The organism is Vibrio sp. 1180_3 (genome assembly GCF_029478545.1).
Lineage (GTDB): Bacteria > Pseudomonadota > Gammaproteobacteria > Enterobacterales > Vibrionaceae > Vibrio > Vibrio aestuarianus.
Window position 1 is genome coordinate 179,974 of sequence record NZ_SJFM01000001.1, and the last position, 23,536, is coordinate 203,509.

Consider the following 23,536-nt stretch of genomic DNA (forward strand, 5'->3'; position numbering starts at 1 on the left):
AACTGTTATTCTGTTGGCTTATTATCTGTTTTGGCTCTCACTTCAGCCAACGCTCTTTCTAAGTTTTGGTTCGCAATCGCGTAATAGGATGCTTTCTTATTAATCGCTTGCTGTAAGTAAGGAATAGCTTTTTCTGATTCGCCCTGCAAAATCAAGAAATAACCGACGTTATTCAAAGCCTCGGCGGCATCCATATGACGCATAAATACGTTAACAGCACGAGTTTCTTCACCTTTGGCCAAATAAATAAGAGCCAAATTATTTTGCGCTTTTTCATTATCGGGTTCTTTCTCTAACGCGAGAACGGTAAAACGTTGAGCCGTTTTGTAATCTCCTGCCATGTAATATGAGTAACCAGTATTGAGCAAGGCATCGACTGATTTTGGTTCGATTTGCAGAACTTTATTATAAAAAGCTTGCGCCAATTTATGATGCGTTTTTATATCCGCCAATATGCCAATACCCATATACGCTTTAGCTGGTGAATAGTTGTCAATTGACAACGCTGACACTTCTTCTACCGTTAGTTCTTGATTCGCACTAATACTCTTACCACTATTTAAACGAACCTGATCAGCATTAAGCGCACGATAAAAATAGGTCGAACCAGACTCAACGCTTCCAGATTTCATATAAATCATCCCAAGCTGCTCCAATACTTTTATATTATTGGCATTATCATCAAGCGCTAATAGGTAGGCTCGTTCAGCAAGCTCTTGGTTACCTTTCGAATTGTGTATCTGTCCAATATTGTAGAGCGTTTTATCTTTAAACTGTGTTTGGGGAAAGGTCAGTGAGCGAATATATTCATACAAGGCTAAATCAACATTGTTATTCTGCAAGGCGAGATCACCGCGCATTATTGCCTCTTTCTCATTCAACGGCATCGCCTCAGAGGTCAAGGTATCAATCGGCTTTCCACTGTATAGAGCTTCGTTAAAGTCTGAATTTTTGGGTTGTGAAGCGCATCCGTATAACAGTTGCGATATTAATAATCCAACAATGTAATTTGATTTATTGATATTCATAGCCACTCCATTAGCTTAATGCGTCTAGCAATTTTATGATGGCGGGTCCCACAGCAACAATGAAGAAACATGGCCAAATAAACATAAGCAATGGAAATATCATTTTAGTGGGTATCTTCGCTGCAATTTCTTCCACTTCTTGGTTACGTTTATCACGAAAATCTTCGGTGTAATCCCTTAATGTTTTAGATAAACTACCACCAATGCGAGAAGCATGAGCCAACATACTGACTAGCCCTTGAATTTCCGTCACACCAGTACGTTGAATCAACTCTTGAAAGGCATCAGACATTTCGACACCCGCTTTAATTTTGGCACATACTGTCAGCAATTCATCGGCAAAATCCGGGTGAGAAATCAGCATTTCATCACCAACACGTCTTAGTGCGGCCTTAAACCCAAGCCCCGATTCTGTACAAACCACGAGTAAATCTAAGGCATCCGGGACCCCTGCTCTCACTCTTCTTTGCCGTTTGGTGACCATACGCCCCAACACAAAGTTAGGGGCAAATAGACCCAAAGCGACTAGAATTATCATCAATAAATCACGATGAGCGAGATCAGGCTGGAAAAAAAACACCCCACCAGCAAGTCCGACACCAACCGCTGATGTCATCACTTTTACCGCATAAAAAAAGGTAAGAGTAGAGCTGTCGTGGAAGCCCGCATGCATCAACTTTTGACGAATCGATTCCCGTTCACGGCCACTTTTAGGCGCCACAATGGGCACCAGCGATTCCAATGTGTTACCAAACCGCTCTGATTTTCTTAATGTTCCTGACGAATTACTTTCTCGCAGTGAATGAAGTTTACGTTTAAGCGGCGATTTAGAACCAATAACAATAAAACCCGCCGTTAAAACCAGCATAGATACGGAAACAAGAATGAGGCTCAGAATCATGGTCTGTTCATCCAAGTTAAAACTAGAGAGAATGTTGAGTATGTTATCCATCATTACACCTCAAAATTGATAATGTTACGGATCCACACTGCGCCAATCGCAAGACTCACCACCCCGATACTGACGATTTTCATCCCTCGAGGATCCATATACAGAGGTTCAACATAGGTTGGGTTAAAAATGGCTAAACCAACAAAGAGAGCAAAGGGCGATAGCACCAATATCCAAGCAGAAATGCGACTCTCGGCGGAGATGGTTTTGATTTTTCTGGCTAACTTAAAACGCGAGCGTAATACAGCCCCTACTTTGTCTAAATTTTCAGAGAGATTGCCCCCAGTCTCTTTTTGCAGCAATACTGCACTGGCAAAGGCGAGCATCGATACCGTCGGGGTACGATCCGCCATTTGCATGATCGCCAAGCGCATATCGTAGCCATAATTAAGCAAATTGAAGGTATTCTTGAATTCAACACCGACAGGATCAGGCATTTCATTGCCGACTTCACTGAACGCTTGTGTCACCGGCTGTCCGGCTTGTAGCATGCGTCGAATAACATCAAGAGCCTCTGGTAATTGTGATTCAAACTTTGCTAGTCGGTCGGATATTTTTTTCTGGATATAAAAGTGAACCACGACGAAAGAACCGATAAATGTGGCAACAGCGACAAACCATGGCTGACCAATAATCAAAACCACCAGCGCTAACACAAAGCCCATCAACGTAGTTATCCCTAAAGTTTGCGCTAACGTCCAATGCAAGCCTGACAATTCAACTGACTTTCTAAATTCAGACAGTATTTTTATCGACACCAATTTTCGATCAATCGGTGACAAACTTTTTAAATAGTGCTCTTTAAGTAACGTCTGCGTTTCTTCATCCAAATTGGAGTGTGTGGCTTTGAGACGATTAGCCAGCTCTTTATGCTTGGCTTTAGAACCTGCGGCGGGAAGGATTAATGCTTGAGAAATAAACACCACCGCGAAAAACAACAACACCAAGAAAAAAGTAATATCATCAGTTGCCATGGTTATCTCTCCTGTGGGAAATCTTCATTAAAGATCTCAAAGGGCAGATGAAAGCCACGTTTAGAGAGCTGATCATGACAGCTTGGTACCACACCAGTTGAAGTGTAGTAGCCGATCACGTTCCCGTCTTCATCAAGACCTTGTCGCTTAAATTTGAACAGCTCTGACATGGTAATCACTTCACCTTCCATGCCATTGATCTCACAAATACTCACCATCCGACGCTTACCATCTTCTTGACGTTCCATCTGCACAACAAGGTGGATAGCCGATGCAATTTGAGAGCGTAAGTTTTTAGTCGAAATATTCCACCCAGCCATTGAGAACATATTTTCAACACGGCTGAGTGCATCTCTTGGTGTGTTAGCATGTATGGTCGCCAAGGAACCATCATGCCCAGTATTCATTGCCGCCAGCATATCGACGGCTTCACTACCACGAACCTCGCCAAGCACAATGCGATCAGGCCGCATACGTAATGAGTTTTTCACCAACTCTCGCTGGCTAATTTCACCCTTGCCTTCTAAGTTAGCCGGTCTGGTTTCTAGACGCACAACATGAGGTTGTTGAAGTTGCAGTTCGGCGGAGTCTTCAATTGTAATAATTCGTTGATCGCGTGGAATGAACCCTGAAAAGATATTCAAAGTGGTAGTTTTTCCTGACCCTGTACCACCAGAAATTAAGATGTTGAGCTCCCCTTTCACTGCAGCTTCAACGAAGGTGGCCATTTGCTTTGAGAGTGAATCAAACGAAAGTAAGTTATCCATCGTCAGCCGATCGACAGCAAAACGGCGAATAGAAATGGACGAACCATCCAAGGCGAGAGGCGGTATAATCGCATTGACACGAGAGCCATCTAATAAGCGGGCATCTACCATTGGAGATGCCTCATCAATCCGGCGTCCAACCTGGCTGACAATTCGGTCAATGATGTTTCTTAGGTGGCGCTCATCTAAAAATGTGTAGGGTGTTCTTTCAAGTTTGCCTTTTCTTTCAACAAACACATTTTTGGGGCCGTTAACTAAAATATCGGAAACCGTTTGGTCATTGAGCAGTGGCTCTAAAGGCCCTAAACCAAACACTTCATCTTCAATCTGCTTAATCACCCTTTTACGCCCTTCGGCACTCAGAGCATGAGCCTGATCATCGGCCATTAACTGTACTATTGCATCATGGAGGTCTTTTCTTGCTCGGCCTTTTTCTAAGCTTGATAACAACCCTAGATCTAACGTCTCCAACAGCTTTTGATGGTAATAATGTTTGGTTTCTAATTCTTGGCTAAGCTGTTTTTTCGCCTCATCGACTGCGCGATCTTTTGCCTCTGATTCTTGTTGCTTTTTTTCATGTCGCAAAAGGTCCCTATTTTCCCCTTCATCCACACTCGGCTTGACCTCTTGAGCTTCTAGCCGTTCTGCCGCTGCGAGTTTTTCTTGAAGTTCTGTGCTTATATTTTTTCGTTTGAAAAACATAGTGCCTCCTTGCTCTGCTAAGAGAAAATGCGTTTAAACCATCCTTGCTTAACCTCAACATCCGGTAGCTGACTACATACAAATTGGATAACGGATTTGGATAATGGGCTACCTTTCTTCGTTTCGACGAATGGACGGCCTAAGTTCGCCCCCTCAACAGCAACTTTAAAATCGTTCGGAAAAACTTGCACATCGATCCCTTCAATCGTTTCCTGAACATCTTTGAGCTTGATAGATTGGCGTTTTTCATAACGATTGACCAAAATCGCCATCTGCTCTTTTGATAAACCAAAATCAAACACCAGTGACTTAGCGATACGGCTAGTATTTTTTAGTGCCGCAAGATTTTGTTGCGTAACGAGAAATATTTTCGTGGCAGGAGAAATAACCGATGAAAATAGACGATCGACCCCTCGCGAAAGATCAATAATAACGAAGGGATAGATCTCTCTTAATAGAGGAAGAAGTTTGCTGATATCTTTGGCTTTATCGTAATTATCGTGACTATTTCCATGTTTAAAACTCAGTACGTGCAGTCCACTGGAGTGTTTTGTTACTAGGCTATTAAGCGAGACTTCATCAAGATCAGCGACACTGGCAATGACATCTGACAACCCATAACTAGGGATCAGGTTCAAGTAATCGTCAATAGTTCCAAACTGCAAATCGAGATCCAATAGCAGCACTTTGCCTGGATAGCGATGAGCGATGTCGACAGCGGTATTGACCGATAATGTTGATGCGCCCGATCCTCCTTTGGTATTTAAGAAGATGAACAGCTCACCAAAATGCCGATTCATCACTTTTTCATCCGCGATATTTGTTAACAGCGGCAAGAATTCATCGAGCATGGCTTGGTCTGACATAAAGTCAGCCGCGCCAATTCTCAGCGCCATTTTTAATGCCGCACTATCACTTTCATCACCAAAAACAACCAAAGCGGCCTCATGATTTTGCTCTGACGAATTGTCATCATAGTTATGCAATTCCACCACTTTTTGAGCCCAATTAAGCCCTGTCTCGACAAAGATCAAATCTGGTGAAGAAAACTTACTAAGATTAGCGGCCACTAAGTCGGCAAGAAATATCAGCTCAAAGTTCACGTTCCTACATTGTCCAAGTTCATTTTGGATATGGACTTTAAAAACATCACTCGAATAGATAACCCAAATCGATAAATTGGTTTTGAATCTTATTTTGTTACTATCGTTTCGAGGAAATTGGACGGCCTCACCCATAAATAACTCCTAACAATTGGTGTTAGTTCCATTCGGAACAATACCTAGACTTTCACTAGGAATGGTCGTTTCAAAGCTGGGAATATCGATCAAGCCACTCTCACCCAAAAAATCTAATAACGAGAGCAATTGATAGGTTAAGCTGACAACCCTTGCTCGGACAAACCTCACATTTTGCGCGGTAGGTGATGCCAACACCGCACCATCTTGGTCTAAATATTCAATTTCAATGCTATCGGCATCAATCCCTGCAATCACGCTACTAGCGGCCACTGACGATGCAATTTGCTGACTTTGGCTGATTTGACAAACGGCTGCTAAACGGGCTGCTTTTCGGGTGACATCATTTATCGCCTGTAGCGAAAACATTAAGTAGCCAATAGAAATTATGCTAAACAGCAATACAAATAGCACTGATGAGGCCAAGGTAAATTCGATCACCGCGATACCTTGAATAGGTTGGATTCGTCTAATCATTGACTTATCCTCATGATCGAAGAAGAGCTCATCGGCACCGTTAAACTGGCATCTGAAAATGGTAATGTCGATGCAATACTTGGTTTAAACTGATAACTGGTCGTCACCGTGACGTATTGATTATCGACACAGCTCACCGCTACATCACTGACTTGCCAATTACGTAGCTGCGACTTATTGCCATTAACGGTTCCATAAACGACCATTTTTTGAATATCGCTAGTAATCGCGATGACAGGACCACAGCCAGACGCATCCGTTTGAGTAGACGCATAGCGAGCGCCAATACGAACCGCTTTATTGAGCGTGTTTAGCTCAAGCATCATCCGTGATAGCTCTATTACCGCGACCAAAATTAAAAGTAAAACCGGCAGTGCGATTAATAACTCAATGGCAGCAAACCCTTTTTGAGAAACGCTACTCATACCCCACCCCCTACAGGGTCCTTGAAGAGAACCATGCGCGTCACACCGGTTGTGGTTTCCGAAATCCCCCCTTCAACCACACTACAATGCTCAATAAATTCACCGAAAATACTCTGTTTACCCGCCCCACCAGAATTACTGGAATAACGCTGAATCAAGAAAAAACAACCAATATTGCTTACTTGAAATTCGATTTTTCCTCCCGACTTAGTCGAGGATGCACAGTCTAAAATTGGCACGGGAAGAATGCGCCGCCATGCCACGGCTCCGCTTTTATCGCAATTAGCATCAAGCAGGCATTCGCTCGTGTCAGTTTGATATTTATCGAACGACCATTTATCTGGATCAACCGAGTCGTTGTAACTGGCTAGGTTATCCAAGGTGATGGTCGTGCTAGGTTCGGTGATGATCAGATCTGGCGGGTAGTAGATCCCGTCCAAGGTTTCCCCTTCAAAACGGCTGTCGATACTTCCTGTTGGCCCAACAGCATTACCAGGCTCTGTATATAGGTCTTCGCCAATAGTAACAACGGTTGTATTTTTACCCACCAATGCATCACTGACGTCACTTTTACCGCTGCCCATATCAAGCAGATGGTAGTTTCCTGCGCCTAATCCATCGCCTGATGATTGGCTGCCTGACTTAATTTCATAGATTGTTCCAATGCTGTAACCAGAAGGCCCCGCTTCATCACCTTCACACATGCCAATTGGCAATATATTGGTCGTATCATTAACATAAGTCGGACCAGCAACAGCACTGGCTGAAACACTCTTTTCCAAATTAAACGCTTGAATGAGAAATTCGGGCATGCCTAAACCACTCACACTCACTCGTACATAAATGTGTTCTGCTGATGAAGGGGGAAAAGCGGCAGAAAAACCACTATTGGGTGTCGATGAGTATTCAGTGGCTAATAAATTGAGCGTGGCACCATCTCCCGAAGAGGAAAGTGCAAGTTCACCATTACCCGAAGCCGCGACTACCTTCTGATAAACCTGAATAACCGTAGCTTGTGTGTCACTTTCCGAGCGAGTCGAGTTGGCAATAGAGGCGGCGGCTAATGCCACTGAATCCAAAGCATTTTGCAAGCGTGTTTTGTTAACCACTACATGGGTAATATCAATTGCAAAGGCGGCAATTGCGATAAAAACAACCATCGCTGCCGTTATCACTACCAACACTAATCCCGACTGTTTATGAGCTAATGTCGATCTCGTTCTGTGGCTCATAATGCATCCTTAGGGTCATTTACTAAACCCATCAAGGAATTGGCTTTCACTTTCACTACTGGATAAATCACTTTCAGATTTTCCGGTATAGCTTTGATACGCCCCTTCCATTCGTTCACCGCTCCCTGTAGGAACTACACCTAAATTATCTTGTGATGCTTTAGGATTATAAGTTTGCTCAGCACGGACGAGCGATACATGATGCCCCAACTTGGTTTCATTGGCGCAACCCGATATTAATAGTATAGTCAATAAAGTTATCAATACTCTTAATTGAACCTTCATATTTTGCTCCTACAGACTGTGGCCAAATGACCCTTCTGAACCACCTTGGTTGCTATTAAGCCCTTCAATTGCTTCTTCTGTCTTTGTTGTTTTCTGTGCATTCGGAGCTTTAATATAGGCGCCTTGACCTAATAAGTAATACTTCACATCGGTAGGCTCAACATAGGCATCGGTAGGTAAGGTGATTCGGTTTCTATCAATAGGCTGTGCAAGCCTTGGGGTAACCAAGATCACTAATTCCGTTTCACCGGAAACAAACTCTTGGCTATTAAATAATTGCCCTAACACTGGAATATCACCAAAGCCCGGCATTTTACTGGCCACATCCCGTACATTCTCACTGAGCAAACCAGCGATACCGATAGTTTGTCCATCAGCAAGCTCTAGCGTCGAAGAGGCACTGCGCCGCGTGATCGGAGGAATAACGTAAGTCCCATTGGTTTCCCCGGGCGCTAAGGTTAAAGCGCTTGAGTTAGCAATTTCACTGACATCAACCGCCAGTGATAAATTGATTTTTTTATCGCTTAAAATGGTTGGTATAAATTTAAGCCCCACACCATATTCTTTATATTCAATGGTAATTCCGTCTTGATTGGGTACAGGAATAGGGAACTCACCACCGGCGAGAAATTCAGCCTTGGAACCACTTAATGCCGTTAAATTCGGCTCCGCCAATACTTTTGCGGTTCCATTTTGTTTCGCCATATCTAATGAAAATGAAAAAAAAGTATTCTCATCCAAAAAAGAGCCTAGTATCCCGTAATTGCCGATACTAGGGACACCAAAAATAGGCGTAGCCCCTGCAATTCCAGATGCAACCGAAGATGCCCCCCATTTGAAATTTGAACCGCTAGATTGAAAAAAGGCAAAATTAGCATCAAATTTTCTCACTAAACTGCGCTGAACCTCCGCGACCGTGACTTCAAGCATTACTTGTTGAGCACCACCAATAGTCATCAGGTTAATCACACCCGTTTTATCAACCTGTTGGCTGAGTGACTCTCCTTCCTTATCAATAGACTGACCTGAGGTGTACGTTTCTGCGACTCTTAATGCAATATTCATTTGTGCTTGAGAGCTAATTTGACCGCTTAAAATAAGGCGATTCTGAGTACTGTGCACCTCTATTTTCTCGTCGGGTAAAAATTCGTATAGCTTGGCTTTCAAACTATTCAAATCATGTGTCACCTCTATATCAATCGACTCAATTAACTCACCACTTCGATTCCAAGCCATTAGGTTTGTTGACCCGAGTTTTTTACCGATCAAAAAGAGCTCATTCGATTTGAGCATCACAATATCCAGCACTTCAGGGTCACCTAAAGAAACCCTACTAGCTTTGGCGGGGAGTTTCACATAAGTGGATTTGTGATGCGGTACACTAACCACCTTACCGACTTGTGACACAGCGAAAGCTGAAGTGCAGATAAATAAGGTGGTCAATAATACTGTTGTGATAATTTTCATATTCCACCTCAATCCTTGACTTTAATATTTGAAGAATTAGTCCCTTTGATAATGGTAACGCTTGGCGGTGGAATGTAGCGCTTCACCACTTTTTCTTCAGGCTCGTGAGGGTTTCGTAATGCAAGCTGTATTAGCCCTTTACTCTGAGCTGACAATAATTTTTCCGCTTCTTTAGGGGTCACTTCCAAAGTCACAGCCCGAACAATGATTGGCTTGTTCTCTTTGGTTTTCGCTGTTTGGTCAACCGCCAACACTTTAATGTCCTTAAGCACAGTCAGTGTGGTTGCAGAATTAGCGCCATACTTCATAGTATTAAGAATATCGACTCGGTTACCTGGCAATAGAAAACCCGCCACACCGATAACGTCATTTACACGGATGGTTACCGCTCTTTTATTTTCTGGAATTAATGCTGCTAGTGTTGACCCTTCACCTGGCGTGCTAAGCCTTAACGATGACAATATTTCACCTTGATATATCGTTGTGGCAACTACTTTGCCAACCAGCAATTCACTAGAGGTAAATTGATCGTCATTGCGCCAACTTTTCTCCAATAATTTAGTCATCACATGTTGCTCTTCAATTACGGCTCCTGCCTCAATATCTTGAGCTGCAATAACGACAGGTTCACGTTCAACAACTTCGACCTCAACTTGAGGTTGCGCCTGTCCTTCCATCCATTTCTTGGCAAAGAACACAGCGCCAAGACCAAATAAAATCGACAATAAAAACAATATTATCACTTGTTTTCTAGTCATCTTGCACCACCTCCGTTGCCATCGGCTGTGAAATACACTTCCCAAGCTTGTTGGACGAGATCTGGCGTTAACACCAGTTCAGAGGCTTCAAACACAATAATGTCTCTGCAAATACCGATCAGATCTTTAGGTAAACATGGGAAATAGCCGATGTTATGATTTTTATGAAGATTAAGTACCGCATCAAGAACTGCATCATTAATGGCTAGCGAACGACTTTTCGATACTCGCTGCCAAAGCTCGATGTAACTTTCTTGAGGTAACGGCTGGAACTGAATCTTGTAACCCAACCGTCTTAGAAATGCAGGATCACTGATCTTTTCAGGATCCAAATTGGTTGAAAATGCGAGTGTCAAAATAAATGGAATGGATATTTGTTGACCATTGGGTAGTGATAAGTAATCGTAAAAATACTCCATCGGCACTATCCAGCGATTCAATAGAGTATCCACAGGCATCGGCTGACGACCTAAATCGTCAATAATCAAAATGCCATTATTTGCCATCATTTGCAGTGGAGCCATCCATACACGATTATGTTCCGTATGATTGACTTCAAGCATCTCCATGGTCAGCTCTCCACCTACTTGTACGCTGGGTCTTTCACACAAAACCCAGCGCCGATCATACTGTTCTTTGTAAGCAATAGATTGGCTGTCTTGTTGAGAAACTTTGTGATGGTGCTGAGAGGAAAAAACTTTGATGATGTTCCCTGCCGCATATACAGCATAAGGAATGTAAACCGAAGTATTTAATGAATTGAGAATGCGTGTTGCAACAAATGTTTTACCTGTCCCAGCACCACCGTATAAAAGTAACGCTCGACCTGAATTTATCGCAGGCCCTAGAACTGAAATCATTCGTTGCACACCTAAAACATCTTTAAGTGCGTATTCCACATCCGGCCTTGTTATCGGATTTTTTCTCACATCCTGCGCTTCAACCATATCATGGTAATCAGCAAGGCATATTGGAGCGGGACCTAGATAGGCATCCTTGATGAAGGCGGCATCCGCCTCTTGGCTACCCATTTCTGACAAACCATAACGCACTTGCCCTGTAGATTGAGCCGCAAAACTTCCAATATCCGGCTGGAAAACTTCAACCAGTGATTTTTTTCTTAGACTCGCGAGTAGATCTTCGATCATATAGCTACTAATCGCCATCAGCTTTGTTAAAGCTAACAGGTCTGATTTTGGATAAGCGGCCAAGTGTTTGATCAGCAGGTTTTCTAGTACAACTTTAGGTATCTTTAGTTCATCAAACGCGGTGGGCACTTTCGGTGGTTCGGTCTGCGGAATTAAGATTTCCCTATGCTGGCTATTGGCATGACTTTCCATAGTGCCCCCAGATAACAATCAAAAATAGTGGCTAAGCGCTAGGCCGACAACCACAGAAGGTGCTAATGGCATACGTAATTTCCCACCGGTATCACCATGAAAAAAATTAAAACGGCCACCTAAAAAAAGAGAGAGATAGTGATTTTTTTTGCTGCGAATGATGGCACCCTCACCGGCAACCATAAAAAGACCAAAAAGAGCAGCAATCATTCCACTAGCAATAACTAACCAGTAACTGGTAGTGGCTAAATTCCCCCATCCGACTAAATAGCCAATACAACCTAAAAGTTTGACGTCACCAGGCGCTAACGCTTTAATCAAGTGTAAAATTAATGCGCCAAAAAACATTATACTCGCACCGAGAAAACCATTAATAAAAGAGGTTGATATGACTTCTTGATTCGTTAATTTAAGCATAGACGTAAAAAAAATAATCAGTAATAAATATTTATTTGGAATACGATTCTCTTTTAAGTCAAAGATAGCAATAACAATAAGTAATCCCCATATAACCAACATCATGTAAGTATTCATAGCAAATACCTTAGGGATAAATAATTAATAGTTAAAATCTAATAGATAATGATAAATTTAGCCAATCAGTTACCTTAGTTAAAAACACCAGCCAGAGTCTGGTTAAGTAGATCACCTTGAAAACTGAAAAACGCGGTCAAAACGCCAACCAATAATGCCGCACCTACAACATACTCCACAACTGACAAACCCGATTCATCTTCGAGGAAAAAGTATAGCTTACGCAAAAATGACATATTTAACCTCGATTAATTAGCTGATTAGCAAAGAAGGAAATAAATTCCCTTCTTTGGTCAAAAAAAGTTAAACACCACATTAAGAGTCTTTAATATTCAACAAGCTATGAACCAGAACTACCAATGCTACTTAAGCTACTTGATAAGCTACTTGTTAAGCTCGTACCTAAAGTGCTGAAGACTGCACTCAAAGCACCAACCAACAATGCGGCACCTACCACATACTCGACAACAGAAAGGCCTTCTTCATCTTGCATAAAGGTCTTTACTTGCTCATAAAATCGTTTCATCGCTCGGTCTCCTTCCAAACTGCAATACAACAAATTGATTGCTACTAACAACGTTAGTTAAAAATAAAACTATCAGTTATGATATTTATGTCTAGTTTTGGTACTTTATTGCCATAAAGCAACACAAACGTTTAGGCAACTACTTCCATTACCATAAAATTAACCATTTCATTGATATAAAAAGAAATTTACTCAATGAAATCTTACAAAAAATCCAATACAACTTACTTTTTAAGATAATTATCTATGGCATTTTGCTGGTATGACTTGTACTTTCTTAAGCTACATCTAACCTAAAAGGAGTAGTTTGAAGTTAGTATGATGCGATGGATAATGCATGATGGCAGACAATACACTCTATTGGATAGGACAGCCACTGGCTCTGCTGCCAAAACGAATATTTAGAGTCCTAAATGAAAGATTCACCTTTATTGAGTGTGGTGACGATGTTTCTGTTCTCAGTAATCCTAAGGTAAGGCTATGTTTCTTTTTTTATAACCAAGATATAAACCGTGAGTTACTTAATTCTGCTATTAATTTGTGTAAAAATTTAAATCGCAAATTAGTTATTGTACACCATGGTGAATGTAAAATAACGAATAGCGATTTTATTTTCGAAAAAATAAAAACAAATCAATTAGATTATAATTTAGAGCTAGATAGGATTCAAAGTTACCTAATTTATGATTTTGATAAAGTCAAAGCAAGATTAAATGATCATAACCAAACACTAAATAACCGAGTTAGTGACGATTTAGTCAAAGCCATTCAATACATTGAACAACACATAGCTAACCCTATACAAGAAAAAGACATTGCTGATCATTGTCACTATTCAGTCACTTATTTTTCGAAAATATTTCACAAATATACGGGAAGAAGTTTTATTGATTATCTAACTTTTAAAAGAATTGCTAATGCAAAGCGTTTATTGATCAGTGAGCCTAACTGTAAAATTGAATATATTGCTTACCAATGTGGCTACAAAGATGTGTCCTATTTTTCACGAATGTTTAAGAAAAAAACAGGGGTTAGCCCAGGTGTGTTTCGACAAACACATTCATTTCATTAAATTTTACCTTGGTCAAAATTCCGACAAACAAAGAGAAAATCTCCTTTCACTCAATCATTTCAGCATGATAGAGTTAACAAGAAATTAACATAACAACAATAATGATTTTGCCAATAACATGGAGTTAGAGAATGATTCAGCCTAACGAGTTAAGCAAACAAACCTGCTCTCTCCCACCACCCAATGAGATGATCTTAAAATGGGCACAGGAACGCCCAAATCAGGTTTATCTAAAACAAATTATCAACCGGAAATTTGTTGAATACACCTATGCCGAAGTGGCCGACAAAGCCCTTACGCTGGTGTCTGCGCTACAAGAACTGGGGGCCAAGCCGCAAGATAAAATCGCCTTAATTTCAAAAAACTGCGCCGAATGGTTTATTTGTGATTTGGCAATGATGCTCGGTGACTTTATCAGCGTTCCTATCTTCCCAACCGCTGGGGCCGATACCATCGAGTATTGTATCACGCACAGTGAAAGTAAAATTTTGCTCGCGGGAAAGCTTGATGATGCCAAGGCGACAAGTCAGGTTTTACAAGACATGCCTGATCTCATCAGTATCGCTTTGCCCTACGATTCTGCGCCAAAGTGCAAATATCAATTCACTTCACTCATGGAACAGCATCAACCAAGTCAATTACGACCTCAACATCACGACAACAAGCTGATGTCGATAGTCTATACCTCTGGAACTTCTGGTTTACCAAAAGGTGCTATGCTGACATATGGTGCCTTTTGCTGGTCAGCCCAACAATTGATTAATCACATTGGTATCCAAGAAGATGATCGCCTTTTTTCTTATTTACCATTGGCACACATCACTGAACGGGTTTATATCTTTGGGTCATCAATTATGGGCGGGGTTCCTACTGCATTTCCAGAGTCATTGGACACCTTTATTGAAGATGTAAAAATGCAGCGTCCTACTCTGTTTATTTCAGTGCCTCGTTTATGGACACTGTTCCAACAACGCATTCAAGATAAGCTGCCCCAGAAAAAGCTCAATTTTCTGCTTAAAATTCCTTTTGTAAACTCACTGATCAAAAAGAAACTAGCCGAGGGTTTAGGATTAAATCATGCACGTGTTTTAGGCTGCGGTAGTGCTCCGGTATCGCCATCACTGTTAGAGTGGTACCACAGTATTGGATTAAATATTACCGAAGCGTGGGGGATGACAGAGTCATTTGCCTATAGCACCCTCAACTACCCATTTAGAGCCGATAAAATTGGTTCCGTTGGACAAGCAGGCCCAGGTATTGAACTAAAGATTGCTAGTGACAATGAAATCATGGTTCGTGGTAACGGCTTATTTTCTGGTTACTACAAAAATGACATTGCAACCCAAGAGTCATTTGATAAAGAAGGTTGGCTACACACTGGAGATATTGGTTTTATTGACGCAGAAGGTTATCTAACCATTCAGGGTCGTAAAAAAGACACCTTCAAAACCGCCAAAGGTAAGTTTGTTGCCCCTGTCCCAATTGAAAATAAGTTATTTGAATACAGTCGAGTTGAAATGATGTGCTTGATAGGTTTAGGGCTTCCCGCACCTATCTTACTTGTCGTTCCACATAATTTTCCTCATTTCGATCGCGCCCGATATGAGCGAACTACGAAGAAAGTCATTACTCGCATGAATTCAGAGCTGGAATCTCATGAGCAAATTAAAGGAGTCCTAATGATCAAAGATCCATGGTCGATAGAAAACGGCGTCCTTACTCCAACATTAAAAATCAAACGTCATGTATTGGAGCAGAAATATCATGAGATTGGCCATAACTGGCCGAAAGGTCAACTTATTGTGTGGGAAGAATAACCATATCTAACAGGCTACAAGTAAAGGCTAATAATTTTATTAGCCTTTTTTCTATGCTTGTTTTAAAGCGTATTTACCCATTTTTCGATTCGAGAAGCTTTTCTACTCTAGATAGCATAACCTTGGCTGTTATACTGAGAAAAAATCAAACAGAAAAGATATCCCATGACACAAACCAACAATCCGCTACACGGCATTACTTTGGAAAAGCTACTGACAGAACTGGTTGAACATTACGGTTGGGAAGAACTCAGCTATATGGTCAACATCAACTGTTTTAAAAAAGACCCTAGCATTAAGTCTAGCCTTAAGTTCTTACGGAAAACGGAATGGGCACGCGTTAAAGTAGAAGAGATTTATGTCAATCTAAAAGGCTAAGTAAACTAGGTTGCACCGTTATTTACTACGATTGGTATCAATTCAGAAACGTCATTCCTTTGTTTAAATCAACACTAATTCACTGTTATAAAAAATAAAACCCCGCAAGCTTTCGCTTGCGGGGTTTTTACGTATTAGCTTATTTAAAGAATTACTTCTTCTCAGCTTCTTTACGTGCTTTCACTTCAGCAATTACTTGCTCAGAAACGTTAGCAGGACATGCAGAGTAGTGTGAGAACTCCATAGAGAACTGACCACGGCCTGATGTCATAGTACGTAGTGTACCGATGTAGCCAAACATTTCTGATAGTGGTACGTCAGCTTTAACGCGAACGCCAGTTACACCAGCTTCTTGGTCTTTGATCATACCACGGCGACGGTTAAGGTCACCGATAACATCACCAACGTGATCGTCTGGAGTGAACACGTCAACTTTCATGATAGGCTCAAGAAGTTGTGCACCTGCTTTAGGCATAGACTGGCGGAATGCGCCTTTCGCTGCGATTTCAAATGCGATAGCTGATGAGTCAACTGCGTGGAAACCACCGTCGAACAGTTCAACTTCAACGTCAAGAACTGGGAAGCCAGCTAGAACACCTTCGTTCATCATTGACTTGAAGCCTTTCTCAACTGCAGGCCAGAATTCTTTAGGTACGTTACCACCAACAACTGTTGATTTGAACGTAAAGCCAGTGTTCACTTCACCAGGTTTGATACGGTAGTCGATCTTACCGAATTGACCAGAACCACCAGACTGTTTCTTATGCGTGTAGCTATCTTCAACTGCTTGAGTGATAGTTTCACGGTAAGCTACTTGTGGTTTACCTACGATTAGGTCAACGCCGTAAGTACGCTTCAAGATATCTACTTTGATGTCTAGGTGAAGTTCGCCCATACCTTTAAGGATGGTTTCGCCTGAATCTTCGTCAGTTTCAACTTGGAACGTTGGATCTTCTGCAACCATTTTACCGATCGCGATACCCATTTTCTCAGAACCGCCTTTATCTTTAGGCTGTACTGCGATAGAGATTACAGGTGCAGGGAACACCATAGGCTCTAGAGTAACTTCGTCTTTTGGATCACATAGCGTGTGACCAGTTTGAACGTTTTTCATGCCCACGATAGCGATGATGTCACCCGCTTGTGCAGAAGTCAGTTCATTACGATCATTCGCTTGCATCTCAACCATACGGCCAACACGTTCTGTTTTACCAGTGAACGAGTTAAGGATGGTGTCACCTTTGTTCAGTTTACCTGAGTAAATACGAACGAAAGTTAGGGCGCCGAAACGGTCGTCCATGATCTTAAATGCTAGTGCTTTGAAAGTTTCATCAGCAGAAACGATAGCGTGACGGCCAGTTTCGTTGCCTTCTTCGTCCATCAAAGGTTGTGGATCAACTTCTGTTGGAGCTGGTAGGTAATCAACCACAGCATCAAGTACTAGTTGCATACCTTTGTTCTTAAATGCAGAACCACAGAATGTTGGGAAGAATGCTAGATCACGAGTACCTTTACGGATACAACGTTTGATATCTTCGATAGAAGGCTCTTCACCTTCCATGTAAGCTTCCATAAGATCGTCGTCTTGCTCTACAGCCGTTTCAACCATCTCTTCGCGGTAAGCTTCAACGTCATCAACCATATCCGCTGGGATATCTTGAATTGTGTAGTTTTCAGGAAGACCTGTTTCATCCCAAACGTAAGCTTGACGAGTTAGGATATCAACCACACCGACGAAGTTGTCTTCGATACCGATTGGTAGAGTCATCACTAGTGGACGAGCGCCAAGAACCTTTTTAACTTGCTCAACAACGCGGTAGAAGTCTGCACCCATACGGTCTAGTTTGTTAACGAAGATCAGACGAGATACTTCTGAATCGTTCGCGTAACGCCAGTTAGTTTCAGACTGAGGTTCAACACCGCCTGAACCACAGAATACACCGATACCGCCATCAAGCACTTTAAGAGAACGATAAACTTCAACAGTGAAGTCAACGTGTCCCGGGGTGTCGATAACGTTGAAACGGTGGCCTTTCCAGAAACAACTTACAGCTGCTGACTGGATTGTAATACCGCGCTCAGCTTCCTGTTCCATGAAGTCAGTGGTCGATTCGCCATCATGTACTTCACCAGTTTTGTGGATTTGACCAGTTAGCTTAAGGATACGCTCAGTGGTAGTTGTTTTACCCGCATCAACGTGCGCGAAAATACCAATGTTTCTGTATTTCGATAAATCTGCCATTGTCTTACTCTGTTAATAGGATATAAATTGCGCGCAGAGTATACCACAATCTGTCAAGACTGATAGCTCTGCGTGCTCTAGAAGAAAAAAAACTTGTCTATGTTACTGCATGCCAAAATCAAACGATATCAATTTATCTGATTTACGTAATTTCAGCGTATTTCACTACCTAAGAAGGATAGCTAAATTCACATCATTTGCTGCATTTAAAACTAAAGCTCATACGAAATTACAACTCATCAAACGCTTCTATTGCTTCTGACAATTTTTTCACTCCGTGTATTTGCATGCCAGCAATGCCACCTTTAGGCATATTTGCCATAGGTACTACTGCCCTTTTGAAACCATGTTTAAATGCTTCATTGAGACGCTCTTGACCACTAGGCACCGGCCGAATCTCGCCAGCCAACCCTACCTCACCGAATACGACCACATCTTTGGGCAGCGGTTTATCGCGAAAACTAGAAAGCAGGGCCATTAATAATGCTAAATCGGCGCTCGTTTCCGTTACTTTCACTCCACCAACGACATTCACAAATACATCTTGGTCTGCCATTTGTAAACCGCCATGCTTATGCAGCACCGCAAGCAATAATGACAAACGGTTTTGCTCCAAACCAACCGCGACTCGTCTTGGATTAGCAAGTTGGGAGTAATCGACCAGTGCTTGGATTTCAACCAGTAATGGGCGAGTTCCTTCCCACACCACCATCACAGAACTGCCGGATGTATCTTCTTCACCGCGTGATAGGAAAATAGCAGAAGGGTTACTTACCTCACGTAAACCTTGACCAGTCATCGCAAACACACCGAGTTCATTAACCGCACCAAATCGATTTTTATGGCTACGCAAGGTTCGAAAACGAGTATCGGTTCCACCATCAAGCAATACCGAGCAATCAATAATGTGTTCCAGAACTTTCGGTCCAGCTAACGTTCCATCTTTGGTTACGTGTCCGACTAAAAACACTGCTACGTTATTTTGCTTAGCATAACGAGTGAGCGCTGTTGCAGACTCTCTAACTTGAGCAACCGTACCCGGTGATGATTGAACATCAGCGACATGCATAACCTGAATAGAATCTATCACCATAATTCGCGGTTGTTCTTTTTCTGCTATTTGGCAAATGCGGTCAACGTTAGTTTCAGACAACATTTTCAGATTATCTTTGGGCAGTCCTAGCCTTGAAGCGCGCATCGCAACTTGCTGCAACGACTCTTCACCGGTCACATATAAGGTTGGCATTGAAGCTGAAAGCTGACACATGGTTTGCAGTAACAGGGTTGATTTACCTGCTCCTGGATTACCACCAATCAGTATCGCGGCACCAGGAACGACACCACCACCCAATACGCGATCAAGCTCTTTAAAGCCGCTGGAGAAGCGAGGCACTTCCTGTAAGTTGATCTCCGAAAGCACTTGTACTTGCGATTCAGACACCGCGCCGGCATAACCACTTAAACGCTCATTACGCGCAACTTGGGGAGATGCTGCCAAACGAACCTCAGAGATGGTGTTCCAAGCACCACATGCGCCACATTGACCTTGCCAACGCGGGAAATCGGCTCCGCAATCATTACAAACATATGCGCGTTTTACTTTTGCCATGTGCCCTCAACCATTCTGATTTATTGCCGTTCATTTATAATCAATTGGCTCAAATAGTAAGCCAATAAAATATATTGCAGTGATGCAGGTTAATTTCTGTTTAAATAAAGGTTGAACCTTCGCTACAGATAACTAAAGATTATGATAACTGTGCCGATTAACCTATGAGAGCAACACTTTAGCAGAAAAGTATGCAGCAATCTGAAATTCTATCAATCGCCGAGCGTTTGATTCCGGCTTATGGTTCCACCGATTTTGAATACCTTTTGTTACAAATGACAGAAGATGAGCCGCCGTCGGTCAAATTATTGGTAAAGATGGAACTCAACCGCCTTATGGCTCCTTGTATTAGAAGTATCGACTTACGAGGACGAGTGCAGGGCGAGTGCCGAGAATACTTATTAGATGGTCGTAAGCATTGGTTAGATGATGTTGCATTCAATGCCTATCATAAGAGCATTAAAAAATTTGGTTCTTATACCGATGGTGTATGGGAAGCGTTAAATAATACTCGTAATAACTTTCGAGTCATGCAGCAGCGCGGCACTAACAATCCACAAAAATCAGCCAATGCGAATTCCCTCTTTGAAGCAGAGCCCGTCAAACTTGGTTATGACCTTAAACGTCAAGAAAATCGCTTAAGAGTGACATCTCAAGTTGAAATCCACTTACAAAATAAGCAGCTAGTGAATGGTTTAAGTGTTGATCTCTCAGCTTCAGGTGCAAAGTTCAAAGTTCCGGCTGCATTCGACTACAAATTGGGCGAAGTTATTAAGGTTCATTTTTCAGAGCTTAATAAATCGTCTGAAGTAGTTGGCCTACACAATACCATTGAATATCGCATCCTTGGGATTGAAGAGTCCTACGATAACGATGCGGTTAAGTTTTTACGAACCTTGAAGCTTTCTGACACCGATGTCATCGAAAAGGTTATCGACGAAGCTCTTCAGAATAATTCGCAAAAAGCGCGTCATGATAACCAAGACAAGTTAATTAGAGCTCGCACCCGTGGTTACGAACATACTTATCTTAAACATACCTGTAACCTACCCGTCTTTTTTAGCGGTGATGAACTAAAACTCGTATTGCTGACAGAGAATAATCAACCAATCTGGCAATATTGGCATGATGAGCGCAATCAGCAGGCTCTCGGTTCTTTATTTAAAAAAGAGCGCATGCAGCAACTGACTAAACCGGGAGTTCGCGGTAGTAATAACGTGATGTATTCATTCAAGCATGAGCATCAAGGTAAGACGCTGTTCTTCTCAATGATGATGCCAGAAGCAAGTCGTGAACAACGTAAAATGTTCTGGCATGTCGGAGCTCGTCGCGACAGCTGGAAAGCATTTCGTTTATTCGTCTTTGAGCTTTCAGATGAAGAACGCAAAGAACTTGCTAATCATGCCAGTGAACTATCAGATCGCTCCAGTGAGCTGACCCACTGCGGGATATTGCAAGAAATTGGTGATGAACAGTCCGCCAAAGATTATCTACTGATCGACAAGCCTAAGTTAGCGAATAGCGAACTCAATGCGTTCAGACACTCAAGAAAAATCATTGGTGAACCAACCGGTATTTATTTCGATGCTCGCTCGCGTAGAAAAGAACCCCGCTATAGTCTCAAATCACCTCTCATTATATCAAGCAAAGGGGATGCTACGGCTGAAGGTTATACTGTCGACTTATCAAAGCGAGGGCTAAGCTTAATTGTAGATACGCCGCTAACAGTGAAGGCTGGAGATACAGTCAGCGTCAATTTCCGCGAGCTGCAACTCTATGATAAAAAATTACCACTCAATCGTGTTCCTTACAGCGTAGTGCGCATTGGTCCTGAAGGCCGTCGTTTGCAATTGATGATCGAAGACAATACTCAAACAACCAAAACGATCGCTTTTTTCAATAGTCTTATTGAAAATAATCAAGACAAACTACCAGCCAAAGAAGAAGTTTTGCCAAGCCACCAGCTTTTGGAAGGGCTACACAATATTTTATTGGATAAGATGATCAGCACCCCGATATTTATTGATAAACATGGGGTGAACCTCCGACCGAAAGTAATCGGCGTTAACTACCCGCTTCCCCCGCATTTGGTATTGCTTGCTAAACTTGGACAAGAGCATCGAATTTCATTGGAACCGATTTTTAAAAACCACACCAATACATTGCTAGCCAAACCTATGAAGCGTATCGAGGGGGCAACACCTCAATATAATGAAGTGTATATCGCGGCGATCAAATTTGGCGGGCGTATTCAATCAATCCAATCTAAGCTGTTGAGTGATTTTGAAAGCACCAAAGAACGCATTGCCTTCATTCAAAAAGCGCAGCTGATGGGGGAAATCTACGTGTTGCGTATTTGCAGTGCACCAGTATTTGACCCCATAACAACACTACTGCGCAGTGATCTTAATGAGCTTGCACAAATCAGCATTCACCACGCCCGAGCTTTAGAAAAAGAGATCACTGCCATTGTCGGATATGGGGAACTTGTTGATATTACTGATGAAATATTAATTCGTTTAGAACTAACTCTTTAAAAAGAGCGCTGTTTTCTGCGCTCTTTTCATCATTAGTGACAGCAACAGACTAAGGCTTCGCTTGCCAACTGATTTTTTGTTTTTTGACCAGTTCAGCAGAAAGAATACACAACACGCCCCCCAAACCAGCATAACGCACTGCGCTTTGCGCTTGTGCTTCTACTTTCGGTTTTGCATGATAAGCCACCCCCAACCCAGCGGCTGACATCATTACTAAGTCATTGGCACCATCACCGACTGCCACCGTATTGTGCACTTCAATATCATATTTTTCGGCGAGTTCATGCAATATATCAGCCTTGGTTTGAGCAGAGACAACATCGCCTAACACCTTGCCCGTTAGCTTGCCGTCTATAATTTCAAGCGTATTTGATTGAGCATGATCGAGCTGTAAAACCTCTTTTAAATAGTCCGAGAAATAGGTAAAACCGCCCGATGCTATCGCCGTTTTCCAGCCCAATGCATTTAAAGTGGCAACAAATTCTTTGAGATCTGGCATGTAAGGCAATGTGGAGCGTACACTTTCAAGAATCGATTCATCCGCTCCGGCGAGCTTAGCTACCCGCTGGCGCAGGCTTTGCTCAAAATCTAACTCCCCCTGCATCGCTCGCTCTGTCACTTCAGCAACCTCGTCTCCAACCCCGGCTAACTTGGCAATCTCATCAATACATTCAATTTGAATAGCCGTTGAATCCATATCCATCACAATAAGACCCGGTTTCGATAAGTCAGGCACTTCATTTAAGCGCGCATAGTCGATTTCAAGACCTTGTAAAACCTTTTCATGTTCATTAGTGAACTTCCCCGCCATTAACGCGACTTCGTAGTGACCGACCTTCCACATATCAAGCACCGGATTGTAATATCCGGTAAAGAAGTCAATATCATCAAAACATTGGGTCGATAAATACGGTGCGAAAATAATCCAGCTCGCTTTAGACTTATCTAATTGAGAAGAGAAACGAGTCTCAGGTAAACGGTTAAGTAGTGTGGTATGCCTTTTAATTGGCAAGGTTTTTAGCGCATCCATGTTTATCATTCCTTAGTTAATGCTTTCAGCCTCAATGAACAAGGTGTCATCAAAAAAATTGATCGCCACTTTATTTTATTTCGAGTATCTCTCATCAGGCTCTATTAGCAAGACGTTACCCTATTGCAATTTAAAAACGCAAGTAT

The 23,536-nt window shown here is 42.1% G+C and carries 22 protein-coding genes; 4 read left to right on the forward strand and 18 right to left on the reverse strand.

Annotation, left to right across the window (positions count from 1 at the left end):
• Window positions 1-5: 5 nt before the first annotated feature.
• The 15 genes from EYW48_RS00815 to EYW48_RS00885 all read right to left on the reverse strand — a co-directional run bounded on the left by EYW48_RS00815 (window position 6) and on the right by EYW48_RS00885 (window position 12,705).
• Window positions 6-1,028, reverse strand: a complete 1,023-nt coding sequence (locus EYW48_RS00815) for a tetratricopeptide repeat protein (protein WP_172531992.1) — start codon at window positions 1,026-1,028, stop codon at window positions 6-8.
• Between the two features lie 10 nt (window positions 1,029-1,038).
• Window positions 1,039-1,980 (reverse strand): type II secretion system F family protein, encoded by a 942-nt coding sequence (locus EYW48_RS00820; protein ID WP_277431793.1) that lies wholly within the window; start codon window positions 1,978-1,980, stop codon window positions 1,039-1,041.
• A gap of 2 nt (window positions 1,981-1,982) precedes the next feature.
• Window positions 1,983-2,954: a type II secretion system F family protein gene (locus tag EYW48_RS00825; RefSeq protein ID WP_277431761.1), complete on the reverse strand. Its 972-nt coding sequence runs from the start codon at window positions 2,952-2,954 to the stop codon at window positions 1,983-1,985.
• A gap of 2 nt (window positions 2,955-2,956) precedes the next feature.
• Window positions 2,957-4,423 carry a CpaF family protein gene (locus EYW48_RS00830; protein ID WP_053310841.1) on the reverse strand — a complete coding sequence of 489 codons (1,467 nt, stop codon included), beginning with the start codon at window positions 4,421-4,423 and terminating at the stop codon, window positions 2,957-2,959.
• A 17-nt stretch (window positions 4,424-4,440) separates the two neighbouring features.
• Complete coding sequence (locus EYW48_RS00835) at window positions 4,441-5,661, reverse strand: AAA family ATPase (protein ID WP_053310840.1); 1,221 nt, start codon at window positions 5,659-5,661, stop codon at window positions 4,441-4,443.
• Between the two features lie 9 nt (window positions 5,662-5,670).
• Window positions 5,671-6,138 carry a TadE family protein gene (locus EYW48_RS00840; protein ID WP_261915168.1) on the reverse strand — a complete coding sequence of 156 codons (468 nt, stop codon included), beginning with the start codon at window positions 6,136-6,138 and terminating at the stop codon, window positions 5,671-5,673.
• Complete coding sequence (locus tag EYW48_RS00845; protein ID WP_277431762.1) at window positions 6,135-6,563, reverse strand: TadE/TadG family type IV pilus assembly protein; 429 nt, start codon at window positions 6,561-6,563, stop codon at window positions 6,135-6,137. Before EYW48_RS00845 ends, EYW48_RS00840 begins: the two co-directional genes overlap by 4 nt.
• Window positions 6,560-7,795, reverse strand: a complete 1,236-nt coding sequence (locus EYW48_RS00850; protein ID WP_277431763.1) for a pilus assembly protein TadG-related protein — start codon at window positions 7,793-7,795, stop codon at window positions 6,560-6,562. Before EYW48_RS00850 ends, EYW48_RS00845 begins: the two co-directional genes overlap by 4 nt.
• 15 nt (window positions 7,796-7,810) lie before the next feature.
• The gene (locus EYW48_RS00855; protein WP_168521166.1) at window positions 7,811-8,080 is read right to left on the reverse strand and encodes a hypothetical protein; all 270 of its coding nucleotides are present in this window, start codon (window positions 8,078-8,080) and stop codon (window positions 7,811-7,813) included.
• 9 nt (window positions 8,081-8,089) lie between these two features.
• A complete protein-coding gene (locus EYW48_RS00860; RefSeq protein ID WP_053310836.1) occupies window positions 8,090-9,547 on the reverse strand; it encodes a type II and III secretion system protein family protein in 1,458 nt (485 codons plus the stop codon).
• 8 nt (window positions 9,548-9,555) lie between these two features.
• A complete protein-coding gene (cpaB, locus tag EYW48_RS00865) occupies window positions 9,556-10,305 on the reverse strand; it encodes a Flp pilus assembly protein CpaB (protein ID WP_168521162.1) in 750 nt (249 codons plus the stop codon).
• The gene (locus EYW48_RS00870; protein WP_274671594.1) at window positions 10,302-11,645 is read right to left on the reverse strand and encodes an AAA family ATPase; all 1,344 of its coding nucleotides are present in this window, start codon (window positions 11,643-11,645) and stop codon (window positions 10,302-10,304) included. Before EYW48_RS00870 ends, cpaB begins: the two co-directional genes overlap by 4 nt.
• Before the next feature lie 18 nt (window positions 11,646-11,663).
• Window positions 11,664-12,179: an A24 family peptidase gene (locus tag EYW48_RS00875; protein WP_274671593.1), complete on the reverse strand. Its 516-nt coding sequence runs from the start codon at window positions 12,177-12,179 to the stop codon at window positions 11,664-11,666.
• Between the two features lie 74 nt (window positions 12,180-12,253).
• The gene (locus EYW48_RS00880; RefSeq protein WP_053310832.1) at window positions 12,254-12,415 is read right to left on the reverse strand and encodes a hypothetical protein; all 162 of its coding nucleotides are present in this window, start codon (window positions 12,413-12,415) and stop codon (window positions 12,254-12,256) included.
• Between the two features lie 104 nt (window positions 12,416-12,519).
• A complete protein-coding gene (locus EYW48_RS00885) occupies window positions 12,520-12,705 on the reverse strand; it encodes a Flp family type IVb pilin (RefSeq protein ID WP_277431764.1) in 186 nt (61 codons plus the stop codon).
• Between the two features lie 337 nt (window positions 12,706-13,042).
• On the opposite strand from EYW48_RS00885, the gene EYW48_RS00890 reads away from it, so the two are divergent.
• The 3 genes from EYW48_RS00890 (at window position 13,043) to EYW48_RS00900 (ending at window position 15,972) form a co-directional block, all read left to right on the forward strand.
• A complete protein-coding gene (locus EYW48_RS00890) occupies window positions 13,043-13,777 on the forward strand; it encodes an AraC family transcriptional regulator (protein ID WP_274677247.1) in 735 nt (244 codons plus the stop codon).
• A gap of 131 nt (window positions 13,778-13,908) precedes the next feature.
• Window positions 13,909-15,594: an AMP-binding protein gene (locus EYW48_RS00895; RefSeq protein WP_176246761.1), complete on the forward strand. Its 1,686-nt coding sequence runs from the start codon at window positions 13,909-13,911 to the stop codon at window positions 15,592-15,594.
• Window positions 15,595-15,759: 165 nt separating this feature from the next.
• On the forward strand, window positions 15,760-15,972 hold the full coding sequence (locus EYW48_RS00900; RefSeq protein ID WP_168521152.1) for a VF530 family protein: 213 nt from the start codon (window positions 15,760-15,762) through the stop codon (window positions 15,970-15,972).
• Between the two features lie 151 nt (window positions 15,973-16,123).
• On the opposite strand, the gene fusA is transcribed toward EYW48_RS00900, so the two are convergent.
• Both fusA and radA read right to left on the reverse strand, forming a co-directional pair.
• Entirely contained in the window at window positions 16,124-18,214 is a 2,091-nt protein-coding gene (gene fusA, locus EYW48_RS00905; protein ID WP_171979498.1) for an elongation factor G, read from the reverse strand.
• A 229-nt stretch (window positions 18,215-18,443) separates the two neighbouring features.
• Window positions 18,444-19,823: a DNA repair protein RadA gene (gene radA / locus EYW48_RS00910; RefSeq protein WP_171979499.1), complete on the reverse strand. Its 1,380-nt coding sequence runs from the start codon at window positions 19,821-19,823 to the stop codon at window positions 18,444-18,446.
• A gap of 191 nt (window positions 19,824-20,014) precedes the next feature.
• Here radA and EYW48_RS00915 point away from each other — a divergent pair, with 191 nt between their 5' ends.
• The gene (locus EYW48_RS00915) at window positions 20,015-22,360 is read left to right on the forward strand and encodes a PilZ domain-containing protein (RefSeq protein WP_171979500.1); all 2,346 of its coding nucleotides are present in this window, start codon (window positions 20,015-20,017) and stop codon (window positions 22,358-22,360) included.
• 49 nt (window positions 22,361-22,409) lie between these two features.
• Here EYW48_RS00915 and serB read toward each other — a convergent pair whose 3' ends face one another.
• A complete protein-coding gene (gene serB, locus EYW48_RS00920; protein ID WP_261915164.1) occupies window positions 22,410-23,390 on the reverse strand; it encodes a phosphoserine phosphatase in 981 nt (326 codons plus the stop codon).
• Between the last annotated feature and the right edge of the window lie 146 nt (window positions 23,391-23,536).